Source organism: Pseudomonas sp. USTB-Z, from assembly GCF_019691255.1.
Lineage (GTDB): Bacteria > Pseudomonadota > Gammaproteobacteria > Pseudomonadales > Pseudomonadaceae > Aquipseudomonas > Aquipseudomonas alloputida.
Map to the genome: position 1 here is coordinate 105,987 of NZ_JAECZP010000016.1, position 23,109 is coordinate 129,095.

The window sequence follows — 23,109 nt, forward strand, 5'->3', positions numbered from 1 at the left end:
TCAGGCCGCCACTTCGCTGTGCGGCTCGAAACTGTCCGCCCGGGCCAGTTGCCACATCCGCGAATAGAACTGCCCGTTCACCTCGCCGGTCAGCAGCTCACCTGGCTTCAAAAACACATGCATCTGCGAGAACAGCTTGATCTCGGTGGCTGAAATGCGCCGCACCAGGTGCTTGGCCTCCAGTTGTGCCGGATGCTCCAGGCCGGCCGCCGCCAGCATTTCTGCCAAGGCACGCAACGTGTTGTGGTGGAAGTTCAGCACCCGCTGGGCTTTGTCGGGCACCACGAGCGCACGCTGGCGTAGCGGATCTTGCGTGGCCACACCGGTCGGGCACTTGTTGGTGTGGCAGCTTTGCGACTGGATGCAGCCGATGGCAAACATGAAGCCGCGTGCCGAGTTGGCCCAGTCGGCACCAATGGCCAGCACGCTGGCGATGTCGAAGGCGCTGACAATCTTGCCGCTGGCGCCCAGCTTGATCTTGTCGCGCAGGTTCAGGCCGACCAGGGTGTTGTGCACGAACAGCAGGCCTTCACGCAGTGGCACGCCGATATGGTCGGTGAACTCCACGGGCGCTGCGCCGGTGCCGCCTTCCTTGCCATCGACGACGATGAAGTCGGGCAGGATGCCGGTTTCCAGCATGGCCTTGGCGATGCCCATGAATTCCCACGGGTGGCCCAGGCAGAACTTGAACCCCACTGGCTTGCCACCGGACAGCTCACGCAACTGGGCGATGAACTGCATCATTTCGATCGGTGTCGAGAAGGCGCTGTGGCGCGACGGTGAGATGCAATCCTCGCCCATCAGCACGCCACGGGTTTCGGCGATTTCCTGGGTGACCTTGTGTTTGGGCAATATGCCGCCATGGCCAGGCTTGGCACCCTGGCTCATCTTGATCTCGATCATGCGCACCTGAGGGCTGCGCGCCTGGGCGGCGAAGCGTTCGGGATCGAAGCGTCCATCTGGCGTGCGGCACCCGAAGTAGCCGCTGCCCAGTTCCCACACCAGGTCACCACCGTGCTCGCGATGGTAGGGGCTGATGCTGCCCTCGCCGGTGTCATGGTGGAAATTGCCCAGTTTGGCGCCCTGGTTGAGCGCACGGATGGCATTGGCGCTGAGTGAGCCGAAACTCATGGCCGAAATGTTGAAGATCGACGCGGAGTACGGCTGGCTGCACTGCGGCCCACCGACGATGACGCGGAAGCTGGCCGGGTCGGCCAGCGGTGCCGGGCGCATGGAGTGGCCGATGAACTCGAAACCGGATTCATATACGTCGATCAGGGTGCCGAAAGGTTTGTCCGAGGCTTCGTTCTTCGCCCGGGCATACACCAGCGAGCGCTGGGCGCGAGAAAAGGGAAGGGCATCGCTGTCGGACTCCAGCAGGTATTGGCGGATTTCCGGGCGAATGGCCTCGACCAGATAGCGGATGTTGCCGAGAATCGGGTAGTTGCGGCGTACGGCGTGGCGCTGCTGCAGCAGGTCGAACAGGCCGATCAGGCTGAGAATGCCTGTGGTCAGGGTGAACGGCCACAGCCATTCGTGGTGGCTGAAGGGGAGGCTCGCCAGGGTGAACAGCACACAGGCGGCGAAGAAGGCATAACGACTGAGAAGTGACAGGCTCATACAGGGTCCTTGCGATGGCGCGGTCAGGCTCAGGGCCTGGGGCAAACCCCGACCATAGCCAAGTTGCCGGGCACTGCAAAATAAAATCGGGGTAGCGAAAATCATTCTCGACCCGAGCCAAATTGCCTGGTCGCAACGCAGATCGGTGGTGGACACACATTGATGATTGGGCGCAGGCCGTCGTAGGCGCGGGTTTACCCGCGAAAGGGTCGGGCCTGCTGGCCAATTTCTACCCGCCGGTCAGCGTTGCCGCCGCCACCGTATTCGCGGGTAAACCCGCTCCTACAGGGGGGCGCGCAGCAGTTTTTGCCGCCAGCTTTCCTGCTCCTGTGCGGACGCCTCGACCAGATACGCGTAACGCCCGGCCATCCGCACCGCCACCGGTATCCCGTCGCGATACAGAAGCCGGTTGCCAATCACTGCCGGCACTTTCGCCCCGGGCAGCAACGAGCCGATCAGGTTCAGCGGGTCACCGGCGCTCACCACCTGCAGCGTTCCGTCCGGTTCACGTCGTCTCACTTGCCGCAGCAACACTACCGCCTCAGGCAAGGCGAACTGTTCACCGGCCAGCCCGGCAATGAAGCGCCCGCCCCGGATCTCGCCACGCGCTTCCAATCGGTGATAGCAGCGCAGCAGCTCACGCCAGGGCGGCAGTACATCACTCTCGCGCGCCAACAGCCGCCAGCAGATCACGCCATAGCGGCGCAGCAGCGTGCGGGCAATGTGCTCCAGGCGCTGGTCGTGGTCCGGTGGCGCATCGCTGCGGCGCAGCAGGGCCCAACGTCCGGCATGCGCCATGCTGCTGGAAAGCGGCGGGTGGCCTCGGCGGCTGTTACGTGCGCTGCGCTTGGTTGCAGGCGTGATCAGGCTGCGCAAGCCAGTGAAACTGTCCGCCCCGGCCAGGCCCGAGCCCACCAGCTCCTGCAGTGCAGTTTCCAGTTCACTGGGCAGCAGGTGTGCCTCATGTGCCAGTTCATCGAAGAACAGCGCACCCTGGGTTTTCAGCGCTTCGTGCACACGTTGCGCACGTAGGCCAAGGGCGTCGACAGCAGGTGCGGGCGCCAGGCTGCGCCACGTGTTCAACTGGTCCCGCGGCAGCAACACCAGTGGGGTACTGGTCAACGTGCTGCTCGCCACTGTTGCCGCCAGCCGGCTCCAGGCAAACTGGCCGCTTCGGCAGGCTTCGTCGAGCCAATGCGGACTGTAGTCTTTGATACGCGCCGGCAGCAGTTCCGCCTCCCAGGCCGCTGCAGCGCTGGGGAACCCTTGTAACTGGCCCAGCACTTCGGCCACCGCCTGCGGACCACGCAGGCGCTCGTCTGGCGCCAGGTGCTGCCAATCGAACAGAAAGCGCATGAAGTCTTGCAGGCTGACCGGTTCGATCTCGCGGCGCAGGCGTTTGACCGTGTAGCGGTGGATGCGCGCCAGCAAGTGGCGTTCGCACCATTGCAGGTCAGTGGCACCTGGGCTGAAATGCCCGCGCAGCACATAGCCTTCGGCTTCCAGGCGGGCCAGCGACTGTTCGATATCGGTTACCGGTTTGCCCAATGGCGCAGCGATTTGCGCCAGGGTCTGTGGGCCATGGCCGCTCAGGCGGGCGCGCAGCAGTTCGCTCAGTGCGTGGTCGGGCTCGATGGGCTGGTCAAAGCCAGCGAGCCGTTCGAGCGGTGGCTCCCTGTGCGCTGTGGGGTACAGTGCCAGCAGTAGGTTCAGGCGTTCGCGGGCCAACCAGAGCTTGTCATCGGGCAGGCGCAAGGCACGCCCGGCCTTGGCCAGCTGCCTTAGCAGCACATCCCAGCAGGGGTTGGCATCTACCTCGACCTGACCGATGGCCCCCAGGCTCATCAATGCTTCGTGCATTTCGTCGGGATTGGCCGGCTGTGGCCAGGCCTCGGCCGCGACGGCAGCAATGGCATCAGCGTCCAGCGCGCCCAGGTCGTCGCTACTGTGCACGTCGTTCCAGCGCCGGTTGAGTACCGCCTGGGTACGTCGTTCTTCCAGTGGCGCATCGTCCAGAAAGGCATAAGGCCGGGCGTTGAGAATCGCTGAAGCCAGCGGCGAGGGGGCGGGCAAGTCGCGGCACAGCAAGCGCACTGCACCGCTTTCCATGCGCTGCAGCAGCGCCAGCCAGCCTTCGCTGTCCATCGCCTCGTGCAGGCAGTCGTCGAGGGTTTGCTCGACCAGCGGATGGTCGGGAATCTGCCGCTCGCCGACGATGTTCTCCAGGCAGGCGATCTGGTCGGGGAACACGGCGGCAACCAGGTCCTCACTCTTCATGCGCTGGATTTGTGGCGCCACCTTGCGTCCGCCCACAAAGCGCGGCAGTGCCATGGCCACGCCTGCATTCCAGCGCCAGCGCACGCCAAACAGCGGTGCATCGAGCAGGGCCTGGATGAGAATCGGCTCGGCGCTGCGGCTGTTCAGGTAACGCCACACTTCGTCCAGCTCGAAACTGTGGCTGGTCGACAGTGACAGCACGATGGCGTCCTCGCTGGCGGCAGCCTGCAGTTCGAAGTTGAAGGTGCGGCAGAAGCGCTTGCGCAGGGCCAGGCCCCAGGCGCGGTTGATGCGGCTACCGTAGGGTGAATGAATGATCAGTTGGGTCCCACCGGACTCATCGAAAAAACGTTCCATCACCAGCGTATCCTGCGAGGGCAGGGCGCCAAGCACTTCACGGGTGCGGGCCAGGTAGTCGAGCAACTGGCCCGCACAAGCTTCGTCCAGTTCGAAGGTCGCCTGCAACCAGGCCAGTACCTCCACCGTGTCGCCGCCTGCCAGCGCCAGTTGCTGGTCGATTCGCGCCTGCAGCCGGGCCACGGCGGCAGACAGCTCGTCACTGCGCCCCGGCGCTTCACCCAGCCAGAACGGAATGGTCGGTGGCAGGCCATGAGCATCCTCTACCCGCACCCGGCCCGGCTCGACGCGCAGAATGCGATAGGAGGCGTTGCCCAGCTGGAAAATATCGCCGGCAATGCTTTCCACGGCAAAGTCTTCATTGACGCTGCCGATGTTCAACGCCTGCGGCTCCAGCAACACGGTGTAGTCGGCGTTGTCGGGGATGGTGCCGCCGCTGGTCAGCGCGGTCAGTTGGCTGCCACGTCGGCCACGCAGCGTGCCGCTCACTGCGTCACGGTGCAAATAGGCACTGCGCACACCCTGGCGGCCGTTGTAGCCCTCGGCGAGCATGCGCAGCAGGGCCTGGTAATGGTGCTGGTCAAGCTCGGCGTAAGGTGTGGCCTGGCGCAGGCAATCCAGCAGATCCTGTTCGTGCCAGGCCTGGTTGCTGGCTTCTGCGACGATCTGCTGGGCCAGTACATCCAGCGGTGCCCGGGGGATGTGCAGTGCGTCCAGTTCGCCCTGTCGAACGCAGTCAAGCAAGGCAACGCATTCGATCAGGTCATCGCGTGAGGTGGGGAACAGGCGCCCCTTCGGCACACCATCGACCTGGTGTCCAGCGCGGCCAACCCGTTGCAGGAAGCCGGCAATCGAGCCCGGCGAGGCGATCTGGCAGACCAGGTCGATATCGCCGATATCAATGCCAAGCTCCAGCGATGCGGTCGCGACCAGCACCTGGAGCTGGCCGCTCTTGAGCCGCTGCTCTGCATCCAGGCGCAGCGCTTTGGACAGGCTGCCATGGTGTGCGGCAACCGCCTCCTTGCCCAGCCGGTCGCTGAGGTGGCGGGTGATACGTTCGGCCAGGCGCCGGGTATTGACGAATACCAGCGTGGTGCGGTGTTCACGGGCAAGGGTGGCCAAGCGGTCATACACCAGGCCCCAGACATCAGTGGCCATCACCGCCCCCAACGGTACCGGCGGCACTTCGATGGCCAGGTCACGCTTGCGGGCATGGCCGATATCGACAATGGCGCAGGGGCGCGCGCTACCCACCAGAAACTGTGCCACCCGTTCGACCGGGCGTTGGGTAGCGGACAGGCCGATCCGCCGCAGTGGCTTTTTGCACAAGGCTTGCAGGCGTTCCAAGGTCAGTGCCAGATGGGCGCCACGCTTGTTACCGGCCAAGGCATGGATTTCGTCGACGATTACCGTGTGCACATGGGCCAGGCCTTCACGGCCAGAAGCCGAGCCCATCAGCACATAAAGCGATTCGGGAGTCGTCACCAGAATGTGCGGGGCCAGCTTGCGCATGGCGGCGCGTTCCTTCTGCGGAGTATCGCCGGTGCGTACCGCCGTGGTGATGCGTGGGGCGTTCAGGCCTTGCTCTGCAATGGCTTGGCAGATGCCTTCGAGCGGGGTCTGCAGGTTCAGACGAATGTCATTGGACAGGGCCTTCAGAGGTGAAACGTAGATCACCAGTGTCTGTGCGGGCAGTTCGCCCTGGTGCTTCATGCCTTCACGCAGCAGCTCATCTAGCACGGCCAGAAAAGCGCTCAGGGTCTTGCCTGAGCCGGTCGGCGCGGCCAGCAGCATGGACTGCCCGGCGTGGATCAACGGCCAGGCCTGTGCCTGGGCATCGGTGACCGTGGCGAAGCGGCGGCGGAACCAGGTGCTGACGGCAGGGTGGAACAGCTCGAGCACCGGGTGGTGTTTGGCGGGCAGGTTCATGTGTTGTTTATGGAGGGTGTGCAACAGGTTGGCAAGGGGCCGCTCGTCTGCCAGGCCGACACAGGAATGACCGGCCTTGTCAGGCCAATGACCCCATGGGATCCTCGCGGGTCATTTTATTTAGCGAGCCCATTTCATGCCCAACATCATCCGCATCGCCGCCGCCCTGCTGATCGACCCTCAGGGCCGCACGCTGCTGGTGCGCAAGCGTGGCACCGAGGCTTTCATGCAGCCAGGCGGCAAGATCGATGCCGGTGAAACGCCGGTACAGGCGCTGGTGCGCGAGTTGCAGGAGGAACTGGGCCTGCGCATCGACCCGGCTCAGGCCATGCACCTGGGCCAGTTCAGTGCCCCCGCCGCCAACGAACCAGGCTTCGAAGTGCAAGCTGAACTGTTCCGTGTCGACAGCGCCGCTGCCGTGGTGCCGGCCGCAGAGATCGAGGAGGTGGTCTGGCTGGCTGCAGATCAGGCGCCCGTCATGCCACTGGCTCCCCTGACCCGCGACTTGATCCTGCCGCTGTATCGCCAGGCGCTCAACGCACCGCGCTGACGCCGTCGAGGGTGGCGAACGAGGTGTCCTTGGCCGTCAGCAAAAAGTCGCGCATGTACGGGGCATCGAGCATGTCGGTGCGTACGGCGGCATAAAGCGTGGCAAACAGGCCTTTCTCGCCCAGGCGTTTGCCCTTCACATAGCCGCGCGAGCTGTACTCGTGCAGCGCCCAATGCGGCATGCCGCATACGCCACGGCCGCTGGCCACCAGCTGCATCATCATCACCGTCAGTTCCGAGGTACGCACGGCGGCTGGCTCGATATCGGCCGGCTCCAGGAAGCGCGTGAAGATGTCCAGGCGATCGCGCTCCACCGGGTAGGTGATCAGCGTCTGGTCGAGCAAGTCTTGCGGCACGATGTAAGGCTTGCTGGCCAGCGGGTGCTGGTTGGCCACCGCCAGCATCGCCTCGTAGGTGAACAGCGGTACATAAGTGATGCCTGCCAGGTCCACCGGGTCGGAGGTCACCACCAGGTCAAGGTCGCCGCGGGCCAGGGCCGGTAGCGGGGCGAAGGCAAAGCCCGAGGCAAGGTCCAGTTCCACTTCCGGCCAGGCATCACGGAACTGGTCGATGGTCGGCATCAGCCACTGGAAGCAGCTGTGGCATTCGATAGCCATGTGCAGGCGTCCGGCAGTGCCTCCGGCCAGGCGTGCGATGTCACGTTCGGCGCTGCGCAGCAACGGCAGGGTGGCATCAGCCAGTTGCAGCAGACGCAGCCCGGCGCTGGTGAAGCGGATTGGCTTGGTCTTGCGCACGAAAATCGGGAGGCCCAGGCGCTCTTCCAGCTCCTTGAACTGGTGCGACAACGCCGACTGGGTCAGGTGCAGGCGTTCGGCGGCCTCCACCAGGCTGTCGGCTTCGCGCAGGGCATGAAGGGTTTTCAGGTGACGGATCTCCAGCACAGATAACTCCGGGGTATGGAATAGAGGAACCAGGTAATGAGTTGAGTTTCTCTCATGATGCTACATCTGTCGACTAGGCGATCGTCGCACCGCCTGGCGGGAGTCATGAAACTGTCACCGAACTGTGGCAGCGCGCCCGAACAGAATTCATCAGACTCGCGCTCTACTGGGGATCTGCATTCTGGTGTTTCTTTCATGCGGGCTTTTTGGCTTTTTCTTTTCTTTCTGTTCAGCGCACCGGCGAGTTTCGCCGAACAGCGCTGTGACGCCCAGGTGCCGGTGCAGCGTGCCGAACTCGGTGCCGTCAGCCTGGTGTACCAGAGCGTCGGTGCGCCACGCGACCCGGCCTTGCTGCTGGTCATGGGCTTGGGCGGGCAGCTGATTCATTGGCCAGATGATGTGGTCGAGGCATTGTGCCGCCAAGGTTTTCGGGTGATCCGCTATGACAACCGCGATGTCGGCCTGTCCCGCTGGAACCAGGTACCACCGCACGCCAACCTGACGCTCGAACTGTTGCGTTACAAGTTGGGCCTGCCCGTGTCGGCGCCCTATACGCTGACTGATATGGCCGATGACGGCTTGCGCCTGATGGACGCGTTGGGCGTGCGCCAGTTTCATGTATTGGGGGTGAGCATGGGCGGCATGATTGCCCAGCACCTGGCGGCGATGGCGCCTGAGCGTGTGCGCAGCCTGACGCTGGTCATGTCCAGTTCAGGGGCGGCGGGGCTGCCGGCGCCGGCCCCGGCGTTGGTGCAGTTGCTGGCCCGGCGCAGCGCGCCGAACCGTGAAGTGGCTATCGAGCAGCAGGCCGACCTGCTGGCGGCCTTGGGCAGCCCTGAGGTACGAGACGACCGCGAAGTGCTGCTGCAGCAGGCGGCGCAGGCCTACGACCGGGCGTTCAACCCTGACGGGGCCAAGCGCCAGATCATGGCGATACTGGCCGAGCCGAGCCGCGTCGAGTTGCTCAACCAGTTGCGAGTGCCGACCCTGGTGGTACACGGCACGGCTGATCCGTTATTGCCGGTGATGCATGGCGTGCACCTGGCGGCGCATATCCAGGGCAGCCAGTTACGCTTGATCCCGGGGTTGGCGCACCGTTTTCAGGAGCCGTTCAAGGCGCCGTTACTGGGGGCGGTGTTGCCTTATTTGCAGGCGCACAGGCAAGCGGTCACGCACATCGCAGGGCTCTGAATCCGCGCTGGCTGCTTCGCGGGCTTGCCCGCTCCCACAGGTGCTGCACCGATCTCAGACATTGTGGAGACCCTGTGGGAGCGGGCGAGCCCGCGAAGCAGCCAGCGCCGCTTTCGCTCAGTGCATCCGCACCCACACAGTCACCAGCACAGTCGCGGCGATCAGCCAGGCCAGCGTGGCCAGCGCCATCGATGCCTCGAGGCGCAAGCGGTCGACCAGTACATACAGGGTTGCCAGGTACACGAAATACGGAATGATCGACCACATGCCAAACAGGATGGTGGTCTTGAGGTCGGCAATGCTGCGCCCCTTGCCGACGATGTAGTGGGCAATCAGGGCAAAGGTGGGGAACAGCGGCACCAGCCCCGCGATGTAGTAGTTGCGCGTTTTCGACAGCACCGCCAGCAACAGCACCACGCCTGCGCCCAGGGCCGCTTTGAATACCAGGTCCACGTTGTTTTCCAGTTTGGGTTCAGTCAGGCGAGGCCGTATTTTTTCACTTTGTCGAACAGCGTGGTCTTGGCCATGCCCAGCTCCTGGCTGGCCTGGCTCAGGTTGCCACCTGTGCGTTGCAGGGCATCAGTGAGCAGGTTGCGTTCGAATGCTTCCACCGCCTCGGCAAAAAGCAGGCCTTGGTTGGCACCTCCGCTGGGGCCTTTCTTGAAGGCTGGCAGGCCGAGGGCATAGCGTTCGGCCACGTTGCGCAACTCGCGCACGTTACCCGGCCAGTCATGGGCCATCAGGCGTGACAGGGTCTGGCTGTCCAGTGTCGGTGTTTCCCGGTCGAACCGCAGCGCCGACTGCTGCAGGAAATGTTCGAACAACTGCAGGATGTCTTCACGGCGCTCACGCAGCGGCGGCAGCTCCAGGGTGACCACGTTCAACCGGTAATACAGGTCGCTGCGGAACTGGCCGCTCTGGCCCAAGGCATCGAGGTCGGCCTTCGTCGCGGCGATCACCCGGCAATCCACCGGGATGCTCTGGTTCGAGCCCAATCGCTCCAGGGTGCGCTCCTGCAGCACGCGCAGCAGCTTGATCTGCAGGTTGATCGGCATGCTCTCCACTTCATCGAGGAACAGCGTGCCGCCATTGGCGTGTTCGATCTTGCCAATGCGGCGTTTGCCGGCTCCGGTGAAGGCGTTGGCCTCGTGGCCGAATATCTCGCTTTCAAACAGGTTTTCCGGCAGGCCGCCACAGTTCAGTGCCACGAACGGGTGGCTCTGGCGACGGCTGAAGTCGTGCAGGCAGCGCGCGACCAGCTCTTTGCCGGTGCCGGTTTCACCTTCGATCAGCACGTTGGCTGAGGTGTCGGCGACGTTGGCGATCAGTTCGCGCAAGTGCTCCATGGCCGGTGAGCGACCAATGATGCGTCCCTCCAGGCTGTTCTGCTCGGCCAGCTGGCGGCGCAGGGCCACTACTTCGCGTGACAGCCCGCGCTGTTCCAACGCGCGGCGTACTACATCGACCAGGCGCTCGGGGGAGAACGGTTTTTCCATGAAGTCGTAGGCGCCGTTACGCATGGCGCCGACGGCCATGTCGATATCGCCATGGCCAGTGATCAGCACCACCGGCAGGCTGCGGTCACGGGCCTTGAGGCGATTGAGCAGCTCCAGGCCATCAATACCCGGCAAGCGGATATCGCTGACGACAATGCCGGCGAAATCGTCGCCAATGCGCTCCAGCGCCTGTTCGGCGCTGCCCACGCCCTCGCAGGCGATATCCTCCAGGGCCAGCGCCTGCTGGCAGCCGAGCAGCACATGCGGGTCGTCTTCGACAATCAGGACGGTAAGAGGCGCTTGGTTCATGGATGCTCTGCCGATTCGCTAGGGGGGGAAACCAGGGGCAAGGCCAGGACGAAGGCTGTGCCGCCGGTGGCGGGATGCTCGACGTTGAGGCTTCCCTTGGCGGCGGCGGCAAGGGAAGCCGACAAGGTCAGGCCCAGGCCCAGGCCATGCTCGCCCGGTTTGGTGGTAAAGAAGGGTTCGAACAGGTGCTTGCGCGCTTCGGCGTCAATACCGTGGCCGTTGTCGCGCACCTGCAAACGGTACTTGTCGCCCTGCAACTCGCCTTCCAGCCACAGCTCAGGCTGCGGTTGCGCGGCCATCGCGTCAAGGGCGTTGCCGATCAGGTTGACCAGAATCTGCTCCAGGCGGGTTTGGTCGATGGCCAGTTGCTGGTCCTCGAACTGATGGTGCAATTGCAAGTGACAGGCACTGACGCGGTTGGCCAGCACCTGCAGGGTGGCCTCTACCGCCTTGGCCAGTGAAGCCTGGCCGCTGTCATCGCCGCGCCGGGCGAACGAGCGCAGGCTGGCGGTGATGCGGCCCATGCGGTCGATCAGGTCATTCATGGTGCGCAGGTTGGTGCTGGCGGTTTCCAGCGCCCCGCGCTCAAGGAAGCGCACCGTATTGCCAGACAAGGTGCGCAGCGCAGCCAAGGGTTGGTTCAGCTCGTGGGCAATGCTGGTAGACATTTGCCCGATGGCGGCCAGCTTACCTGCTTGCACCAGCTCATCCTGGGCGTGGCGCAAGGTCTGTTCGGCATGCCGGCGCTCGCGAATCTGGCCCTTGAGGCGTTCGTTGCTGGCGCGCAGGTCGGCGGTGCGTTCGGCAATCCGCCGCTCCAGCTGGCTGTTGGCCTCTTCAAGGGCTTCACGGGCCGCCAGGCGGGTGGCGATCACTTTGCGCCGCTCGTTCCAGGCAATGCCGAGGATCGCCAGCAAGGCAAAGGCCACGCCCACCAGAATGCCCTGCACCATGGATTCGCGACGCAGGTCCTGCAGTGGGGTCAGCAGGGTGAAATGCCAGGGCGTGTCGACCAGGCGCCTGGTTTGCGCCAGGTAGGCCACTTCGTGCGGTTTGCCATGAGCGGTTTCGGTGTTGGCCGGGAAGGTCAGCTTTTCCACACCATCGGCCAGGGTTTCCCGGGCCAGAGGCTGCAATTCGTTCAGCGGCCACCAGTAGTACTGCAGGCTTCGCGCCAGGCGCTCCTTGATTTGCGGGGTCAGCGGGCGCACCGACTTAAGACGCCGGGCCGGGTCGCTGGAGAGAATGATGATGCCATTCTCGTCGCTGACGAACGCCTCCAGGCGGGCACGCTGCCAGCGCTCCTCGAGGGTGTCCAGGCGCACCTTGATCACCGCAACGCCTATAATCTTGCCGTGCTCCTCAAGCCCATGGGCCAGGTAATAGCCAGCCTCGCCAGTGGTACTGCCGATGCCGTAGAAACGTCCGGGCTCGCCGCGCACGGCAGTCTGGAAGTAGGCGCGGAACGACAGGTCTTCACCCAGGAACGAGTCGGCATCGCGCCAGTTGCTGGTGGCCTGCACCCGGCCATTGGTGTCGAGGACGAAGATGGCCCGACTGCGACTGCGACGGTTCAGGCCTTCAAGGTATTCGTTGACCGTCTGGCGTGAAGCGCCGTCCGGGTCGGTGAGCAGGTGCGAGACGCTGTCTTCCAGCTCCAGCAGGCTTGGCAAGTAGGTGTACTTGCTGATTTCGCTTTCGACCGTGCGTGCGTGCAGCTCCAGCTGGCGTTCGCCGTTTTCGCTGAGGGTGCGGATACCATTGCTCTCGCTGATCAGGTAGCCAGCCATTCCCAGGCCGACCATCAGCAGGATGATCAGTGGTGGTAACAGCAATTGACGGATCAGGCGGGAATTCACGGCAGGCTTGGCAGGGCGAAGTAGCGAGGGATCGCATTTCATCACAGTGGCCTTGTTACGACCAGCTTCCGCTGCCTGGTGGGGCCGTGGCAGCGGAAGCTGTGGCCGGGTCAGTGCTGCAGGATCTTGCTGAGGAAGTGCTGGGTGCGCTGGTCGCGGGCGCTCTGGTCACCGAAGAACGCTTCCTTGGTGCAGTCTTCGATGATACTGCCCTTGTCCATGAAAATGACCCGGTTGGCGACTTTGCGGGCAAAGCCCATCTCGTGGGTTACGCACATCATGGTCATGCCTTCTTGGGCCAGTTGAACCATCACGTCCAGTACCTCGCTGACCATTTCCGGGTCCAGTGCCGAGGTGGGTTCGTCGAACAGCATGACGATCGGGTCCATCGCCAGGGCGCGGGCGATGGCCACGCGCTGCTGCTGGCCACCGGAGAGCTGGCCGGGGTGTTTCTTGGCATGGGCACTGAGGCCTACACGCTCGAGCAGCGCCAGGCCCTTCTTGGTGGCTTCCGCCTCGCTGCGGCCCAGCACCTTGCGCTGGGCAATGGTCAGGTTCTCGGTGATGGTCAGGTGCGGGAACAGCTCGAAGTGCTGGAACACCATGCCCACGCGCGAGCGCAGCTTGGGCAGGTTGGTCTTCGGGTCGGCAATCGAAGTGCCATCGACCACGATGTCGCCCTTCTGGAACGGCTCCAGCGCGTTGACGCACTTGATCAGGGTGGACTTGCCCGAGCCCGACGGGCCACAGACCACCACCACCTCACCTTTCTTGACCTCGGTGCTGCAGTCGGTCAGTACCTGGAAGTCGCCGTACCACTTGTTGACGTTCTTGATGGAAATCATACGGTGATCCTTTTTTGCAGGCGCTTGACCAGCCACGAAGCGGAGAAGCTGATGAGGAAGTAGACGACGCCGGCGAAGATCAGGAACTCATGGGAGCGCCCGATGATGTCGCCGTTGGAGCGTGCCGAGTTGAGGAAGTCGACCAGGCCCACGGTGTATACCAGCGAGGTGTCCTGGAACAGGATGATGCTCTGCTGCAGCAGCAGCGGGGTCATCTTGCGGAAGGCCTGGGGCAGGATGATCAGGCGCATGGTCTGCGCGTAGTTCATGCCCAGCGCTTGTGCGGCGCCCATCTGGCCCTTGGAGATCGACTGCACACCGGCGCGGACGATTTCGCAGAAATACGCGGCCTCGAACATCATGAAGGCGACCACGCAGGAGGTGAAGGCACCCACCGGGGTATCTTCGCCGGTGATCCAGCGGAGCACGAACGGCACCGCCAGGTAGAACCAGGTGATCACCAGCAGCAGCGGGATCGAGCGGAAGTAGTTGACGTAGGCACCGGCCAGGTTCGACAGCAGTTTGCTTGACGACAGGCGCATCAGGGCCAGGATGGTGCCCAGCACGATACCGCCGATGACACCCATGACCATCAGTTTGAGGGTCATGACCATGCCCTCCCAGAGGGCAGGCAGGGCAGGGATGATTTCGCTGAAATCCATTTCCATTTACTTGCCCCCCACGGAAATCAGGCCAGGCACGGCGACTTTCTTCTCGACCATGCGCATGAGCAGCATCAGGCCCATGTTCAGGGTGAAGTAGATCAGCGTGGCCAAAGTGAACGCCTCGAACAGGTTGGCGGAAAACTCTGCGGTCTGTTTGGTCTGCGCCAGCAGCTCCATCAGGCCGATCAGCGACGCCACCGAGGAGTTCTTGAACACGTTGAGGAACTCGGAGGTGAGCGGCGGAATGATGATCCGGTAGGCCTGCGGCAGCAGCACATTGTTGTAGATCTGCGGAAGGCTGAAGCCCATGGCGCGGGCGGCAGCTTCCTGGCCTTTGGGCAGCGCCTGAATACCGGTACGCACTTGCTCACAGACGCGTGCGGCGGTGAACAGGCCCAGGCAGATGACCACGCTGATCAGCGCCGAAGTGGTCGGGTTGAGGTCCTGCTTGAACCATTCCTGCAAGCCTTCTGGCAGCAGGTCCGGTACCAGGAAGTACCAGATGAACAGTTGCACCAGCAGTGGCACGTTGCGGAACAGTTCCACGTAGGCGGTGGCGATACCCGATACCAGGCGGTTCGGTACGGTACGCATGACACCGAGGACTGACCCCAGCAGCAGCGCGATGATCCAGGCGGTGATGGCGATGGCGATGGTCCAGCCCAGGCCGGTGATGTACCAGTCCAGATAGGTTTCGCTGCCCACGCCGGTGGACTTGAAGAACACGCCCCAGTCCCAGTTGTAATTCATCGGGATTTCCCCTCAGACGGTTGTTTCACGGGCACCTTCGAGCATCCGGGGGCGCAAGGCGCCCTCGGATGAAAGGTTAGACACTAATGAGTGGCCTGCAGAATTGATTCGTGCTTGTGAGCACCAGGCCACTATTTGCTGAGGATCAGGACTTCTTCTCGTCCGCAGCCTTGTCGGTTGGCTCGGCGATCAGTTTCTTCAGCTCGTCGCTCATCGGGAACTGGAGGTTCAGGCCCTTTGGTGGAATCGGCTGCTGGAACCACTTGTCGTAGCTTTTGTTGACTTCGCCCGACTTGAAGTAGGCCACGATGGCGTCGTCGACCGCTTTCTTGAACGCAGCGTCTTCCTTGCGCACCATGCAGCCGTAGATTTCATACGACTGTGGCGTACCGGTGATGACCCAGTCCGCTGGCTTGCGCGCCTTGGCCATTTCACCGGCGAGCAGGGCGTCGTCCATCATGAAGGCCACAGCGCGGCCGCTTTCGAGCATGTTGAAGGCTTCACCGTGGTCCTTGGCGGAAATCACGTTCATCTTCATCTGCTTGTCGGCGTTCATCGCCTTGAGGATGCGCTCGGAGGTGGTACCGGCGGTGGTCACCACGTTCTTGCCGGCCAGGTCCGGGAAGTCTTTGTATGCCGGCTGACCGTCCTTGACCTTGGTCAACAGGCGGGTACCGACTTCGAAGATGCCGACCGAGAAGCCAACCTGTTGCTGGCGCTCGACGTTGTTGGTGGTGGAGCCGCACTCCAGGTCGACGGTGCCGTTCTGCACCAGCGGAATACGGGTTTGCGAGGTGACCAGGTTGTAGCGGACCTTGATGTCCGTGCCCAGTTGCTTTTTCAGCGCGTCGACGACGGCCAGCTGGATGTCATGCGAGTAACCGACGGGCTCGGGTTTGCCGGCCAGGTAGGAAAATGGAATGGAGGAGTCGCGGTGCCCCAGTGTGATGGTGCCCGATTCCTTGATCTTCTTCAGGGTGCCGGTGAGCTCCTCGGCCATGGCCGGCGAAGCGATGACTGCAGCCGCGATGGCTGCGCCCAGCAATTGACGAACGATACGCATCAAATTTTCCTCGACGTGTTTGTTTTTTTTATGGAGCCGTTGGCGGACTCTTCGTTCAACGAATACAGCAAGAAGCGGGTGCATTCGGCTACCAAGTGTAGAGCATGACTCGTGCCAAGCCCTGCTGTCGACCTTAAACCGCTTGTATTGCTCGCGCTTGACAGTCTCGGCATCTCTCCGGGGTTCGCCAGGCCGAATAAATGGCGTTTGCTCGTTCGGTTATCCGAACGCATGGGTCGCCGCACATCCAGATATCGCGTGTGGTAACTATGCAGTGCGCGGCAAGGGCGCAGACGTAGTGTGCTCAGCTCTTTGCCTGGAGAGCTCCACAGATGTCACCGCACCGGCCCCCGAACGATTCCATCGATAGCCTGATTGCCCAAAACTTGCCTGGATGGCTAGTCGACCACGCGCAACCGGAAAGGCTCGATGCGTTACGTCATGCCCTGAGTCGCCAGGCGCACTGCAATGCGCGGCTTGGCCCGATCCTTCAGACCATCCCTTCTTTGCAAGCCTACGCAGCAGCGTTGCTCAAAACGAAACTGCGCCAGAGCGGCATCAGCAACCCTGACGTGACGGGTTGGAGTGTACGGGTCTCGCAGCGGCTGTTGCTGCCCAGTGCTTCGCCTGTGCTGCTGCGGCCCACCTATGTTCGCCGCTCCAGGCGGTCATTGCTGGAGGCGGCGCTGCATAACTATCATCGCAGGGAGACACGCCCCGGGCTCACGCTCAAAGGTGAACTGGTCGATGGCAACGGTAACCGCCTGCCGATGAGCTTCCACGCGTTTGCCTCCGCATGTCGCGAGGTCGACGCAGGGGGCAAGTACCAGGCGTTGCTCACCCACCATCTACAGCCTGAAGATGGCCCGGAGGATGAGCCGGGCCAGGCCGTTTCCCGCTTGCACGGGCTGTTCGAAGCGAGTTTCAAGGCCCATTTCGAGGTGGCGATGCGGGTCGCCGCGTTGAAACAGGACATTGACGAGCGCACGTATTTTTTTCTGTTGCCACTTATTGCCGAAAAGCCGGTGGTGCCTGCGCTGGTTGGCACTGTGGTGCCCCGACAGTTGTACCTGCTGGGCCGCCCGGTTCAAGGCGTGCTGACGCTGGAAGTGCGTCCGTCAGCTGACGCAGTGGAGTCGGTGGTGCTCTGGATACCCGATGACCCTCATCAGCCCGTCTCCCGTCATGCCAGCTGGGATGCACTCGACAATTACCTCGGTAAGCGCTTCCGTGCGCCGGCCTATCGGCGCTTTTTCGCGCGCTTCATTACCGAGCGTGAGCGCATCAATTTCTATCGGGTATTGAACGAACGGGTTGCGCAGGCATCGGCAGCCGGGGTGGAACTCGACGCCCGTTCTGCACCGATCACTGACGCACCGTTCGTACACCTGCGCCGGCAACACCTTGCCAAGATCAGGGATGACGCCAAAGTGCTCGCCGTGCCCACCGATGTCGAAGATGACGAAGACCGCGAAGCGCGCATGCAGGGCTACAAAGAGCTGGGTATGAACTTGCTGAATGTGGCGGGGGCCTTCGTGCCTGTGCTTGGCGAAGTGCTGCTGGTGGCAAACGCGGTTCAGATTGCTGACGAAGTGTATGAAGGGTATGAAGATTGGCGCATGGGTGATCGCGAAGGGGCGTTGAACCACCTGTTCAACGTTGCCGAGAATGTCGTGCTCGGCGGGATGATCGCAGCCGGCAGCCAAGTGGCCGTGCGTGCCCTTGAGCGTCTGGCCTTCGTGGATGACTTGGCACCGGTGTGCACCTCCGCAGGCAAGGTCAGGCTCATGGCTACGGATCTGCCCGGTTACGATGCCCAACCGTTGCGGGGTGTCGGCGCACAGGAATGGTTGTGGCACCTCGATGAGGGGCGTTATCGGGTGATGGAGGATCCGCAGGATGGTCGCTCCAGGATCCTGCACCCTGGTCGTCCCAGGGCCTACCGGCCGGCGATAGAGCAGAATGGCGCCGGTGGCTGGCGCCATGAACTCGAAACGCCACAGTACTGGGAAGGGCGGGCCAACCTGGTGCGCCGCCTGAGTACGCCCCTGGCAGAGCTACCGGAACCGACATGCGACTACCTGCTCCAGGTGACAGGGCTGAGTGAAGCGCAGGTTCGCCGTTTACACGTTGAGCACATGGGCGCACCTGCACGGTTGCTCGATGCCCTGGAGCTATATCAGGCACATGAATTCCACCCGGACTTCAGCGCGCCGCGACTTGCGCAGTACGTTGCTGATCGGCAAGTGCAGCCCAATGGCATCGAGCGGATATTGCGGCGCACTTTCCCCGGCCTGTCGGCTCGCTGTACCCGTGAGCTGCTTCAGCAATGCAGCGGTGCGCAGCTCGATACACTCAGCACCGCGCAGCGGATCCCTTTGGCAGTGGCCGAGCGTGCACGATGGTCGCTGCGCGAAAGCCGTCTGGACAGGGCCTGTGCCGGTTTGCGCCTGCCGCGTTGCGTCAATCCGGACACCGAACGCCTGGCTTTGGGCTTGCTCGAGCGTCAGCTGAAATGGCCGGACACCCTGCGCATCGAACTGCGCGAAGGTAGCCCGAGTGGCCGGTATCTGGCCGGTATCGGCGCAGAGTCTGCGCAGGATGTACGGTGTATCGTGCGCCGCGGCGACGGCTACCGCTACGCCGGTCAAGGCACATCCGGCCCCTACCTGGCGGCACTGTTGGCTGCGCTGGACGATACGCAGACAGCCGATCTCGGCGATGCCGCTGTCAGTCCAGGCGCCCTGGGCTCGTTGCTGATCGAGGCCGCTGCCGGGGATCGCACCCAAGCGGCTGAGCTCTGTGGCATGCCGCGTCTGGGTGTTGGCCTGCGACCCCCGACCCGTTTTGGAGATGGGCGTATCGGGTATGCCTTGAGTGGGCGAGGCGAGAGCAGTCGGCGTGCCATAGGGCGTGGTATTCACCAAGTGTTTCCGACGATGACAGACGGGGAGCTACAAGCCTATCTGCTTGACCTCATGGAGCGGCGAGTAGGGTTGTGGGAGCACTACAGCCAGCTCACGGGGCAGTTGGCGCGCCTGCGTCAGAGCCTGCGCCAGTGGCGCAGGGATGCCAGTAACCCACTGGACGCGCTACGCCGCCGTCGGGTCGCTACTGCCGTACGGCGAAGCTGGCGGCGCAAGATAACCGACGAGGCCGGGGACTACGCGCTGATCATCAGCGGAGAGCGTATCGGGAGTCTGCCCGAATTGCCGGAGGGGGTGAGCTTTGATCATGTGCGACGGCTGATCCTCAGTGACCTGCGCCTTGGTGAAATCAATGGAGACTTCCTTCGACGTTTTCCCAACCTGATTGAGCTCGACCTGTCCGGCAATCGCCTGACTGCGATCCCTCACGGCATTGAACATTTGCCCCGCCTGCGGCAGCTAAACCTGCGTCGCAACAGCGTGATAATGGATGAGGCCGGTGAATTGCGTCTTGCCGGGATGAGCGCGCTGCGGTACCTCGACCTCAGCCACAACCCGCTGGGAAGGGCGCCGGTACTGACGCGCCTGGGCAATTTGCGTGAAGTCAACTTGCGCTCTGCTGGCCTTGAGGCGTTGCCTGAGCGGATTTCATTTCGTGCCCACATAGACTTGCGAAACAACAACATTCGCACGCTGCGCCGAGAGTTGCAGCAGCTGCGCCTGCAGGTGCACCAGTTGTCCTTGCACGATAATCCACTTGGCGAAGCTGACGCATTACTGCTTGATGAGGCTCGAGGTGTAACCCCAGGGCAGTGGGGGTCAGCGTCCGCACGCCATCGCGCCATTGACAGTGACCTGTTCAATACCTGGGCCAACAGCACAGCCGACGCTGAACGTGATCGCCAGCAGGCCATATGGACAGCGCTGCTTGAGGAACCGCACTCAGATGGAATGTTCCGCTTTCTGGCAGACTTCGTTCACGGCGAGGACTTTGAGCAGCACCCTGGGCATTACCGCAGCCGAATCTGGCGAATTCTGGAAACGTGTGAGCAGCACGAGCAGTTGCGTCATCAGTTGTTTCTCGAGGCATCTGGCCCCCGCAGTTGTGAAGACCGCCTGCTGCTGTTGCTGGAGCAGATGGAGCTTGGGGTTCTGGTGCTGCGCGCCGTCGAAGACGCGCATGGCAGTCGGATGGAAGCTCGCTTGCTAAGCCTGGCGCGTGGTTTGTTTCGCCTGGACGAGGTCGACCGTCACGCGACGTTGCACGTGCAAAGCATGCATGCCGAGCACGCCCCTCATGTCGATGAAATCGAGACACGGCTTTTTTACCGACAGCGGCTTGCGCGTCCGTTGGGCTTGCCGATCGAGCTCGACGAAATGCACTACCCAGGTTTTGCAAACGTAACCACCAGCGATGTGTTGCGGGTCCAGGACGCGGTTTTGCAAACTGAGACGACGGATGCCCTGATAGCCTCGTTGGCACAGCGGCCTTTCTGGGAGCAATACGCGCGCGAGTTTCATGCGCAGCGATTTGAAGACCTGGTACAGCCACTGCACCAGCGCATGGAGGCCCTACAGGTTCAGGTAGATGAGCAAGTGATCAACGAAAGCGAGTTTCTGCAACGCTGTGAAGCACTGAAGACTGATTACGATCGCAGTGAGCGGGCATTGCTGGCGCGGTTGGCGCGGGAAGCCTATGAGCGCTGGGCGAATACGCCCCCTTGACGAATCAAGAGGGCTTCACCGTCGGTATCAAGCTGCGCGGCTATTCGTGCGCACCTTGCGGGCTTGTTGCAGATACGCCTCCAAGGCCATCTGCTCCTGCGCGGTCAGCGACAGGCCCAGCTTGGTGCGACGCCAGATAATGTCAGCGGTTTGCTCTGCCCATTCCTCCTCCTGCAGGTAGTCCACCTCGCGGGTGAACAGCCCGGCCCCGATAGCCTGCCCGAGGTCCTCGGGGCCGTGAACGCCATCGAGCAGTCGCCACACACGGCTGCCATAGGTGAGCACCCAGCGTTTGGCCAGGTCTACAGGCAACCAGCCGCACCGTGCCAGTACGGCATCGATCAGCGCCTGTACCGTTGTCATGCCCTCTGCGCCCGGCAGTGGCGCACTGGCGGTCCAGGGGCCGCGCATCTGGGTGAAGAAGGGCTTGAGTTCAGCCATGGCCGATTCGGCCAGCTTGCGGTAGGTGGTGAGCTTGCCACCGAACACTGACAGCAGCGGTGCCTGGCCAGCTTCTGCCGAAAGGGCGAGTGTGTAGTCCCGGGTCACTGCCGAAGGGTTGTCCGACTCATCGTTGCACAACGGCCGAACGCCGGAGTAGGTATGCAGGATGTCGGCTTGGCTCAGTTGGTGGTTGAAGTGCTCATTGACGACCTTCAACAGGTAATGTGTTTCCTGCTCGGTAATGGCGACCGCGGCCGGGTCGCCGCTGTATTCCCGGTCAGTGGTGCCGATCAGGGTAAAGCGGTCCAGGTACGGGATGCAGAAGACGATGCGCTGGTCTTCATTCTGCAGAATGTAGGCATGTTCACCTTCATACAGGCGCGGCACGATAATGTGGCTGCCCTGGATCAGGCGGATGCCGTAAGGCGCATCGAGCTTGAGGTCGTCCTTGATGAAGCTGGCCACCCACGGGCCGGCGGCGTTGACCAGCGCGCGGGTATGGATCGTCTGGAGGCTGCCGTCGGCGTGCTGCAGTTCTACCTGCCACAAGCCCTCTACACGTTCGGCGCGCAAGCAGCGGGTGCGGGTGTGGATGTGTGCGCCCAGCTCACGGGCCGCCATGGCGTTGAGTACTACCAGGCGGGCGTCATCGACAGCGCAGTCGGCGTATTCGAAGCCGCGGGTGATTGCCGGCTTCAGCGGGTAGCCCGGGCCGAAGCGAAGGCTACGCGAGGCGCCCAGGCGCTTGCGCTTGCCCAGGTGGTCGTAGAGGAACAGGCCGGCGCGGATCATCCATGCAGGGCGCAGGTGCGGGCGGTGCGGAAGCACGAAGCGCATAGGTTTGACGATGTGCGGTGCCTTGGCCAGCAGCACTTCGCGTTCAGCCAAGGCCTCGCGTACGAGGCGAAACTCGTAGTGCTCCAGGTAGCGCAGGCCACCGTGAATCAGTTTGCTGCTGGCTGACGACGTGTGTTGGGCCAGATCGTCTTTTTCGCAAAGGAAGACCTTCAAGCCGCGACCAGCGGCGTCGGCAGCGATGCCCACGCCATTGATGCCACCGCCGATCACGACAAGGTCATAGCAGTCGGCTGTTGGGGGCTGGGACGAAACTGGCTGGGACACGGGCAAGGCCTCCTGGGGCTGTTCACATCGAATATGAACATTGATGTTCGTTTGCGAAAATATTAGCGCAACAGAAAGCCGGTCGCCAGTCAGTCTCTATAGAAAAAACTGATCAAATGACAACGAAGTGAACATTTCCGAAAATTTAGGGGGTGGCTTTGGTTATGGGGGGGCGCTGTCTCAGGCATAACTGGCCCGAAACCGATGCAGGCGCGAGCCACGCTCGCGATGCGCCGCGCGGGCCGCACTTGATCTCACGGCCGCCATACATCTGCCGGCATGCACCCACCAGCCCTCAAACCACCTCAAGCCTGATCTTGTTCTGGTTCAACAATTGGGTAAGGGTTGGGGTTGGTGTCTGGTCGGTCACCAGGCAGTCGACCAGGTCGATCGAGCCCAGACGCACCATGGCATTGCGCCCGAACTTGCTGGAATCGGCCGCGAGGATCACTTGCCGGGCATTGGCGATGATGGCTTGCGACACCCGCACTTCCTGATAGTCGAAATCGAGCAGGCTGCCATCCTCGTCGATACCGCTGATGCCCACCAGGGCGAAGTCGACCTTGAACTGGTTAATGAAATCGACACTGGCCTGGCCGACTACACCACCATCACGGCGTACCGTGCCACCCGCGACCAGCACTTCGAAATCGTCCTTGGCGGCCAGGATCGCCGCCACGTGCAAATTGTTGGTGATGACTTTCAGGTGGTTGTGGTTGAGCAGCGCCCGTGCGATCGATTCGGTGGTGGTGCCGATGTTGATGAACAGCGACGCATGGTCGGGAATCTGCCGGGCTACGGCGTCGGCAATGCGCTGCTTTTCGTCGCGCATCTGGTCGGCACGCATGGCGTAGGCGGTGTTCTCGATGCTCGAATCGTAAGCCGCGCCGCCGTGATAACGACGCAACAGGTTGAGCTCGGCAAGCTGGTTGATGTCGCGTCGGATGGTCTGGGGAGTGACAACGAACAGCTGCGCCATTTCCTCGATACTGACATAGCCGCGTTCGCGTACCAGTTCGAGGATTTGTTGTTGGCGAGGGGGCAGATTCATGGGCGGTCCTTTGGGGCTGCCGGACAAA

At 62.7% G+C, this 23,109-nt stretch carries 15 protein-coding genes; 3 read left to right on the forward strand and 12 right to left on the reverse strand.

Annotated features, from left to right (window positions below):
• Complete coding sequence (locus I8746_RS18770) at positions 1–1,620, reverse strand: FMN-binding glutamate synthase family protein (RefSeq protein ID WP_012051382.1); 1,620 nt, start codon at positions 1,618–1,620, stop codon at positions 1–3.
• A 282-nt stretch (positions 1,621–1,902) separates the two neighbouring features.
• On the reverse strand, positions 1,903–6,183 hold the full coding sequence (locus I8746_RS18775) for a DEAD/DEAH box helicase (protein ID WP_221100934.1): 4,281 nt from the start codon (positions 6,181–6,183) through the stop codon (positions 1,903–1,905).
• A 136-nt stretch (positions 6,184–6,319) separates the two neighbouring features.
• Here I8746_RS18775 and I8746_RS18780 point away from each other — a divergent pair, with 136 nt between their 5' ends.
• Positions 6,320–6,733 (forward strand): NUDIX domain-containing protein, encoded by a 414-nt coding sequence (locus tag I8746_RS18780; protein WP_003254983.1) that lies wholly within the window; start codon positions 6,320–6,322, stop codon positions 6,731–6,733.
• Here the strand turns inward: I8746_RS18780 and metR are convergent.
• On the reverse strand, positions 6,717–7,634 hold the full coding sequence (metR, locus tag I8746_RS18785; protein WP_003254981.1) for a transcriptional regulator MetR: 918 nt from the start codon (positions 7,632–7,634) through the stop codon (positions 6,717–6,719). The two genes, I8746_RS18780 and metR, sit on opposite strands and share 17 nt — an antisense overlap.
• A gap of 195 nt (positions 7,635–7,829) precedes the next feature.
• Here metR and I8746_RS18790 point away from each other — a divergent pair, with 195 nt between their 5' ends.
• The gene (locus tag I8746_RS18790; RefSeq protein WP_012051384.1) at positions 7,830–8,825 is read left to right on the forward strand and encodes an alpha/beta fold hydrolase; all 996 of its coding nucleotides are present in this window, start codon (positions 7,830–7,832) and stop codon (positions 8,823–8,825) included.
• A gap of 117 nt (positions 8,826–8,942) precedes the next feature.
• On the opposite strand, the gene I8746_RS18795 is transcribed toward I8746_RS18790, so the two are convergent.
• The 7 genes from I8746_RS18795 to I8746_RS18825 all read right to left on the reverse strand — a co-directional run bounded on the left by I8746_RS18795 (position 8,943) and on the right by I8746_RS18825 (position 15,812).
• Positions 8,943–9,278 (reverse strand): GlpM family protein, encoded by a 336-nt coding sequence (locus I8746_RS18795; protein WP_003254977.1) that lies wholly within the window; start codon positions 9,276–9,278, stop codon positions 8,943–8,945.
• 23 nt (positions 9,279–9,301) lie between these two features.
• Entirely contained in the window at positions 9,302–10,630 is a 1,329-nt protein-coding gene (locus tag I8746_RS18800) for a sigma-54 dependent transcriptional regulator (protein ID WP_012051385.1), read from the reverse strand.
• Positions 10,627–12,531 (reverse strand): ATP-binding protein, encoded by a 1,905-nt coding sequence (locus I8746_RS18805; RefSeq protein WP_014861385.1) that lies wholly within the window; start codon positions 12,529–12,531, stop codon positions 10,627–10,629. Before I8746_RS18805 ends, I8746_RS18800 begins: the two co-directional genes overlap by 4 nt.
• A gap of 68 nt (positions 12,532–12,599) precedes the next feature.
• The gene (locus I8746_RS18810) at positions 12,600–13,334 is read right to left on the reverse strand and encodes an amino acid ABC transporter ATP-binding protein (RefSeq protein WP_003254971.1); all 735 of its coding nucleotides are present in this window, start codon (positions 13,332–13,334) and stop codon (positions 12,600–12,602) included.
• Positions 13,331–14,002, reverse strand: coding sequence for an amino acid ABC transporter permease (locus I8746_RS18815; protein ID WP_012051387.1), 672 nt, complete (start codon positions 14,000–14,002; stop codon positions 13,331–13,333). The genes I8746_RS18810 and I8746_RS18815 overlap by 4 nt, the downstream gene beginning before the upstream one ends.
• Positions 14,003–14,749 carry an amino acid ABC transporter permease gene (locus I8746_RS18820; protein ID WP_012051388.1) on the reverse strand — a complete coding sequence of 249 codons (747 nt, stop codon included), beginning with the start codon at positions 14,747–14,749 and terminating at the stop codon, positions 14,003–14,005. It abuts the gene before it with no gap.
• 145 nt (positions 14,750–14,894) lie between these two features.
• Complete coding sequence (locus tag I8746_RS18825) at positions 14,895–15,812, reverse strand: glutamate/aspartate ABC transporter substrate-binding protein (RefSeq protein ID WP_012051389.1); 918 nt, start codon at positions 15,810–15,812, stop codon at positions 14,895–14,897.
• Positions 15,813–16,144: 332 nt separating this feature from the next.
• On the opposite strand from I8746_RS18825, the gene I8746_RS18830 reads away from it, so the two are divergent.
• Positions 16,145–20,464, forward strand: coding sequence for an NEL-type E3 ubiquitin ligase domain-containing protein (locus I8746_RS18830; RefSeq protein ID WP_221100935.1), 4,320 nt, complete (start codon positions 16,145–16,147; stop codon positions 20,462–20,464).
• A gap of 27 nt (positions 20,465–20,491) precedes the next feature.
• On the opposite strand, the gene glpD is transcribed toward I8746_RS18830, so the two are convergent.
• A complete protein-coding gene (glpD, locus tag I8746_RS18835) occupies positions 20,492–22,030 on the reverse strand; it encodes a glycerol-3-phosphate dehydrogenase (protein WP_017148133.1) in 1,539 nt (512 codons plus the stop codon).
• A 295-nt stretch (positions 22,031–22,325) separates the two neighbouring features.
• A complete protein-coding gene (gene glpR, locus I8746_RS18840; protein ID WP_003254962.1) occupies positions 22,326–23,081 on the reverse strand; it encodes a DNA-binding transcriptional repressor GlpR in 756 nt (251 codons plus the stop codon).
• Between the last annotated feature and the right edge of the window lie 28 nt (positions 23,082–23,109).

What these genes read in the sequence shown, in the direction of transcription:
- I8746_RS18770 (WP_012051382.1), bottom strand. Translation starts at nt 1,620, where the DNA reads ATGAGCCTGTCACTTCTCAGTCGTTATGCCTTCTTCGCCGCCTGTGTG.
- I8746_RS18775 (WP_221100934.1), bottom strand. Translation starts at nt 6,183, where the DNA reads ATGAACCTGCCCGCCAAACACCACCCGGTGCTCGAGCTGTTCCACCCT.
- I8746_RS18780 (WP_003254983.1), top strand. Translation starts at nt 6,320, where the DNA reads ATGCCCAACATCATCCGCATCGCCGCCGCCCTGCTGATCGACCCTCAG.
- I8746_RS18790 (WP_012051384.1), top strand. Translation starts at nt 7,830, where the DNA reads ATGCGGGCTTTTTGGCTTTTTCTTTTCTTTCTGTTCAGCGCACCGGCG.
- I8746_RS18800 (WP_012051385.1), bottom strand. Translation starts at nt 10,630, where the DNA reads ATGAACCAAGCGCCTCTTACCGTCCTGATTGTCGAAGACGACCCGCAT.
- I8746_RS18805 (WP_014861385.1), bottom strand. Translation starts at nt 12,531, where the DNA reads ATGAAATGCGATCCCTCGCTACTTCGCCCTGCCAAGCCTGCCGTGAAT.
- I8746_RS18810 (WP_003254971.1), bottom strand. Translation starts at nt 13,334, where the DNA reads ATGATTTCCATCAAGAACGTCAACAAGTGGTACGGCGACTTCCAGGTA.
- I8746_RS18815 (WP_012051387.1), bottom strand. Translation starts at nt 14,002, where the DNA reads ATGGAAATGGATTTCAGCGAAATCATCCCTGCCCTGCCTGCCCTCTGG.
- I8746_RS18820 (WP_012051388.1), bottom strand. Translation starts at nt 14,749, where the DNA reads ATGAATTACAACTGGGACTGGGGCGTGTTCTTCAAGTCCACCGGCGTG.
- I8746_RS18825 (WP_012051389.1), bottom strand. Translation starts at nt 15,812, where the DNA reads ATGCGTATCGTTCGTCAATTGCTGGGCGCAGCCATCGCGGCTGCAGTC.
- I8746_RS18830 (WP_221100935.1), top strand. Translation starts at nt 16,145, where the DNA reads ATGTCACCGCACCGGCCCCCGAACGATTCCATCGATAGCCTGATTGCC.
- glpR (WP_003254962.1), bottom strand. Translation starts at nt 23,081, where the DNA reads ATGAATCTGCCCCCTCGCCAACAACAAATCCTCGAACTGGTACGCGAA.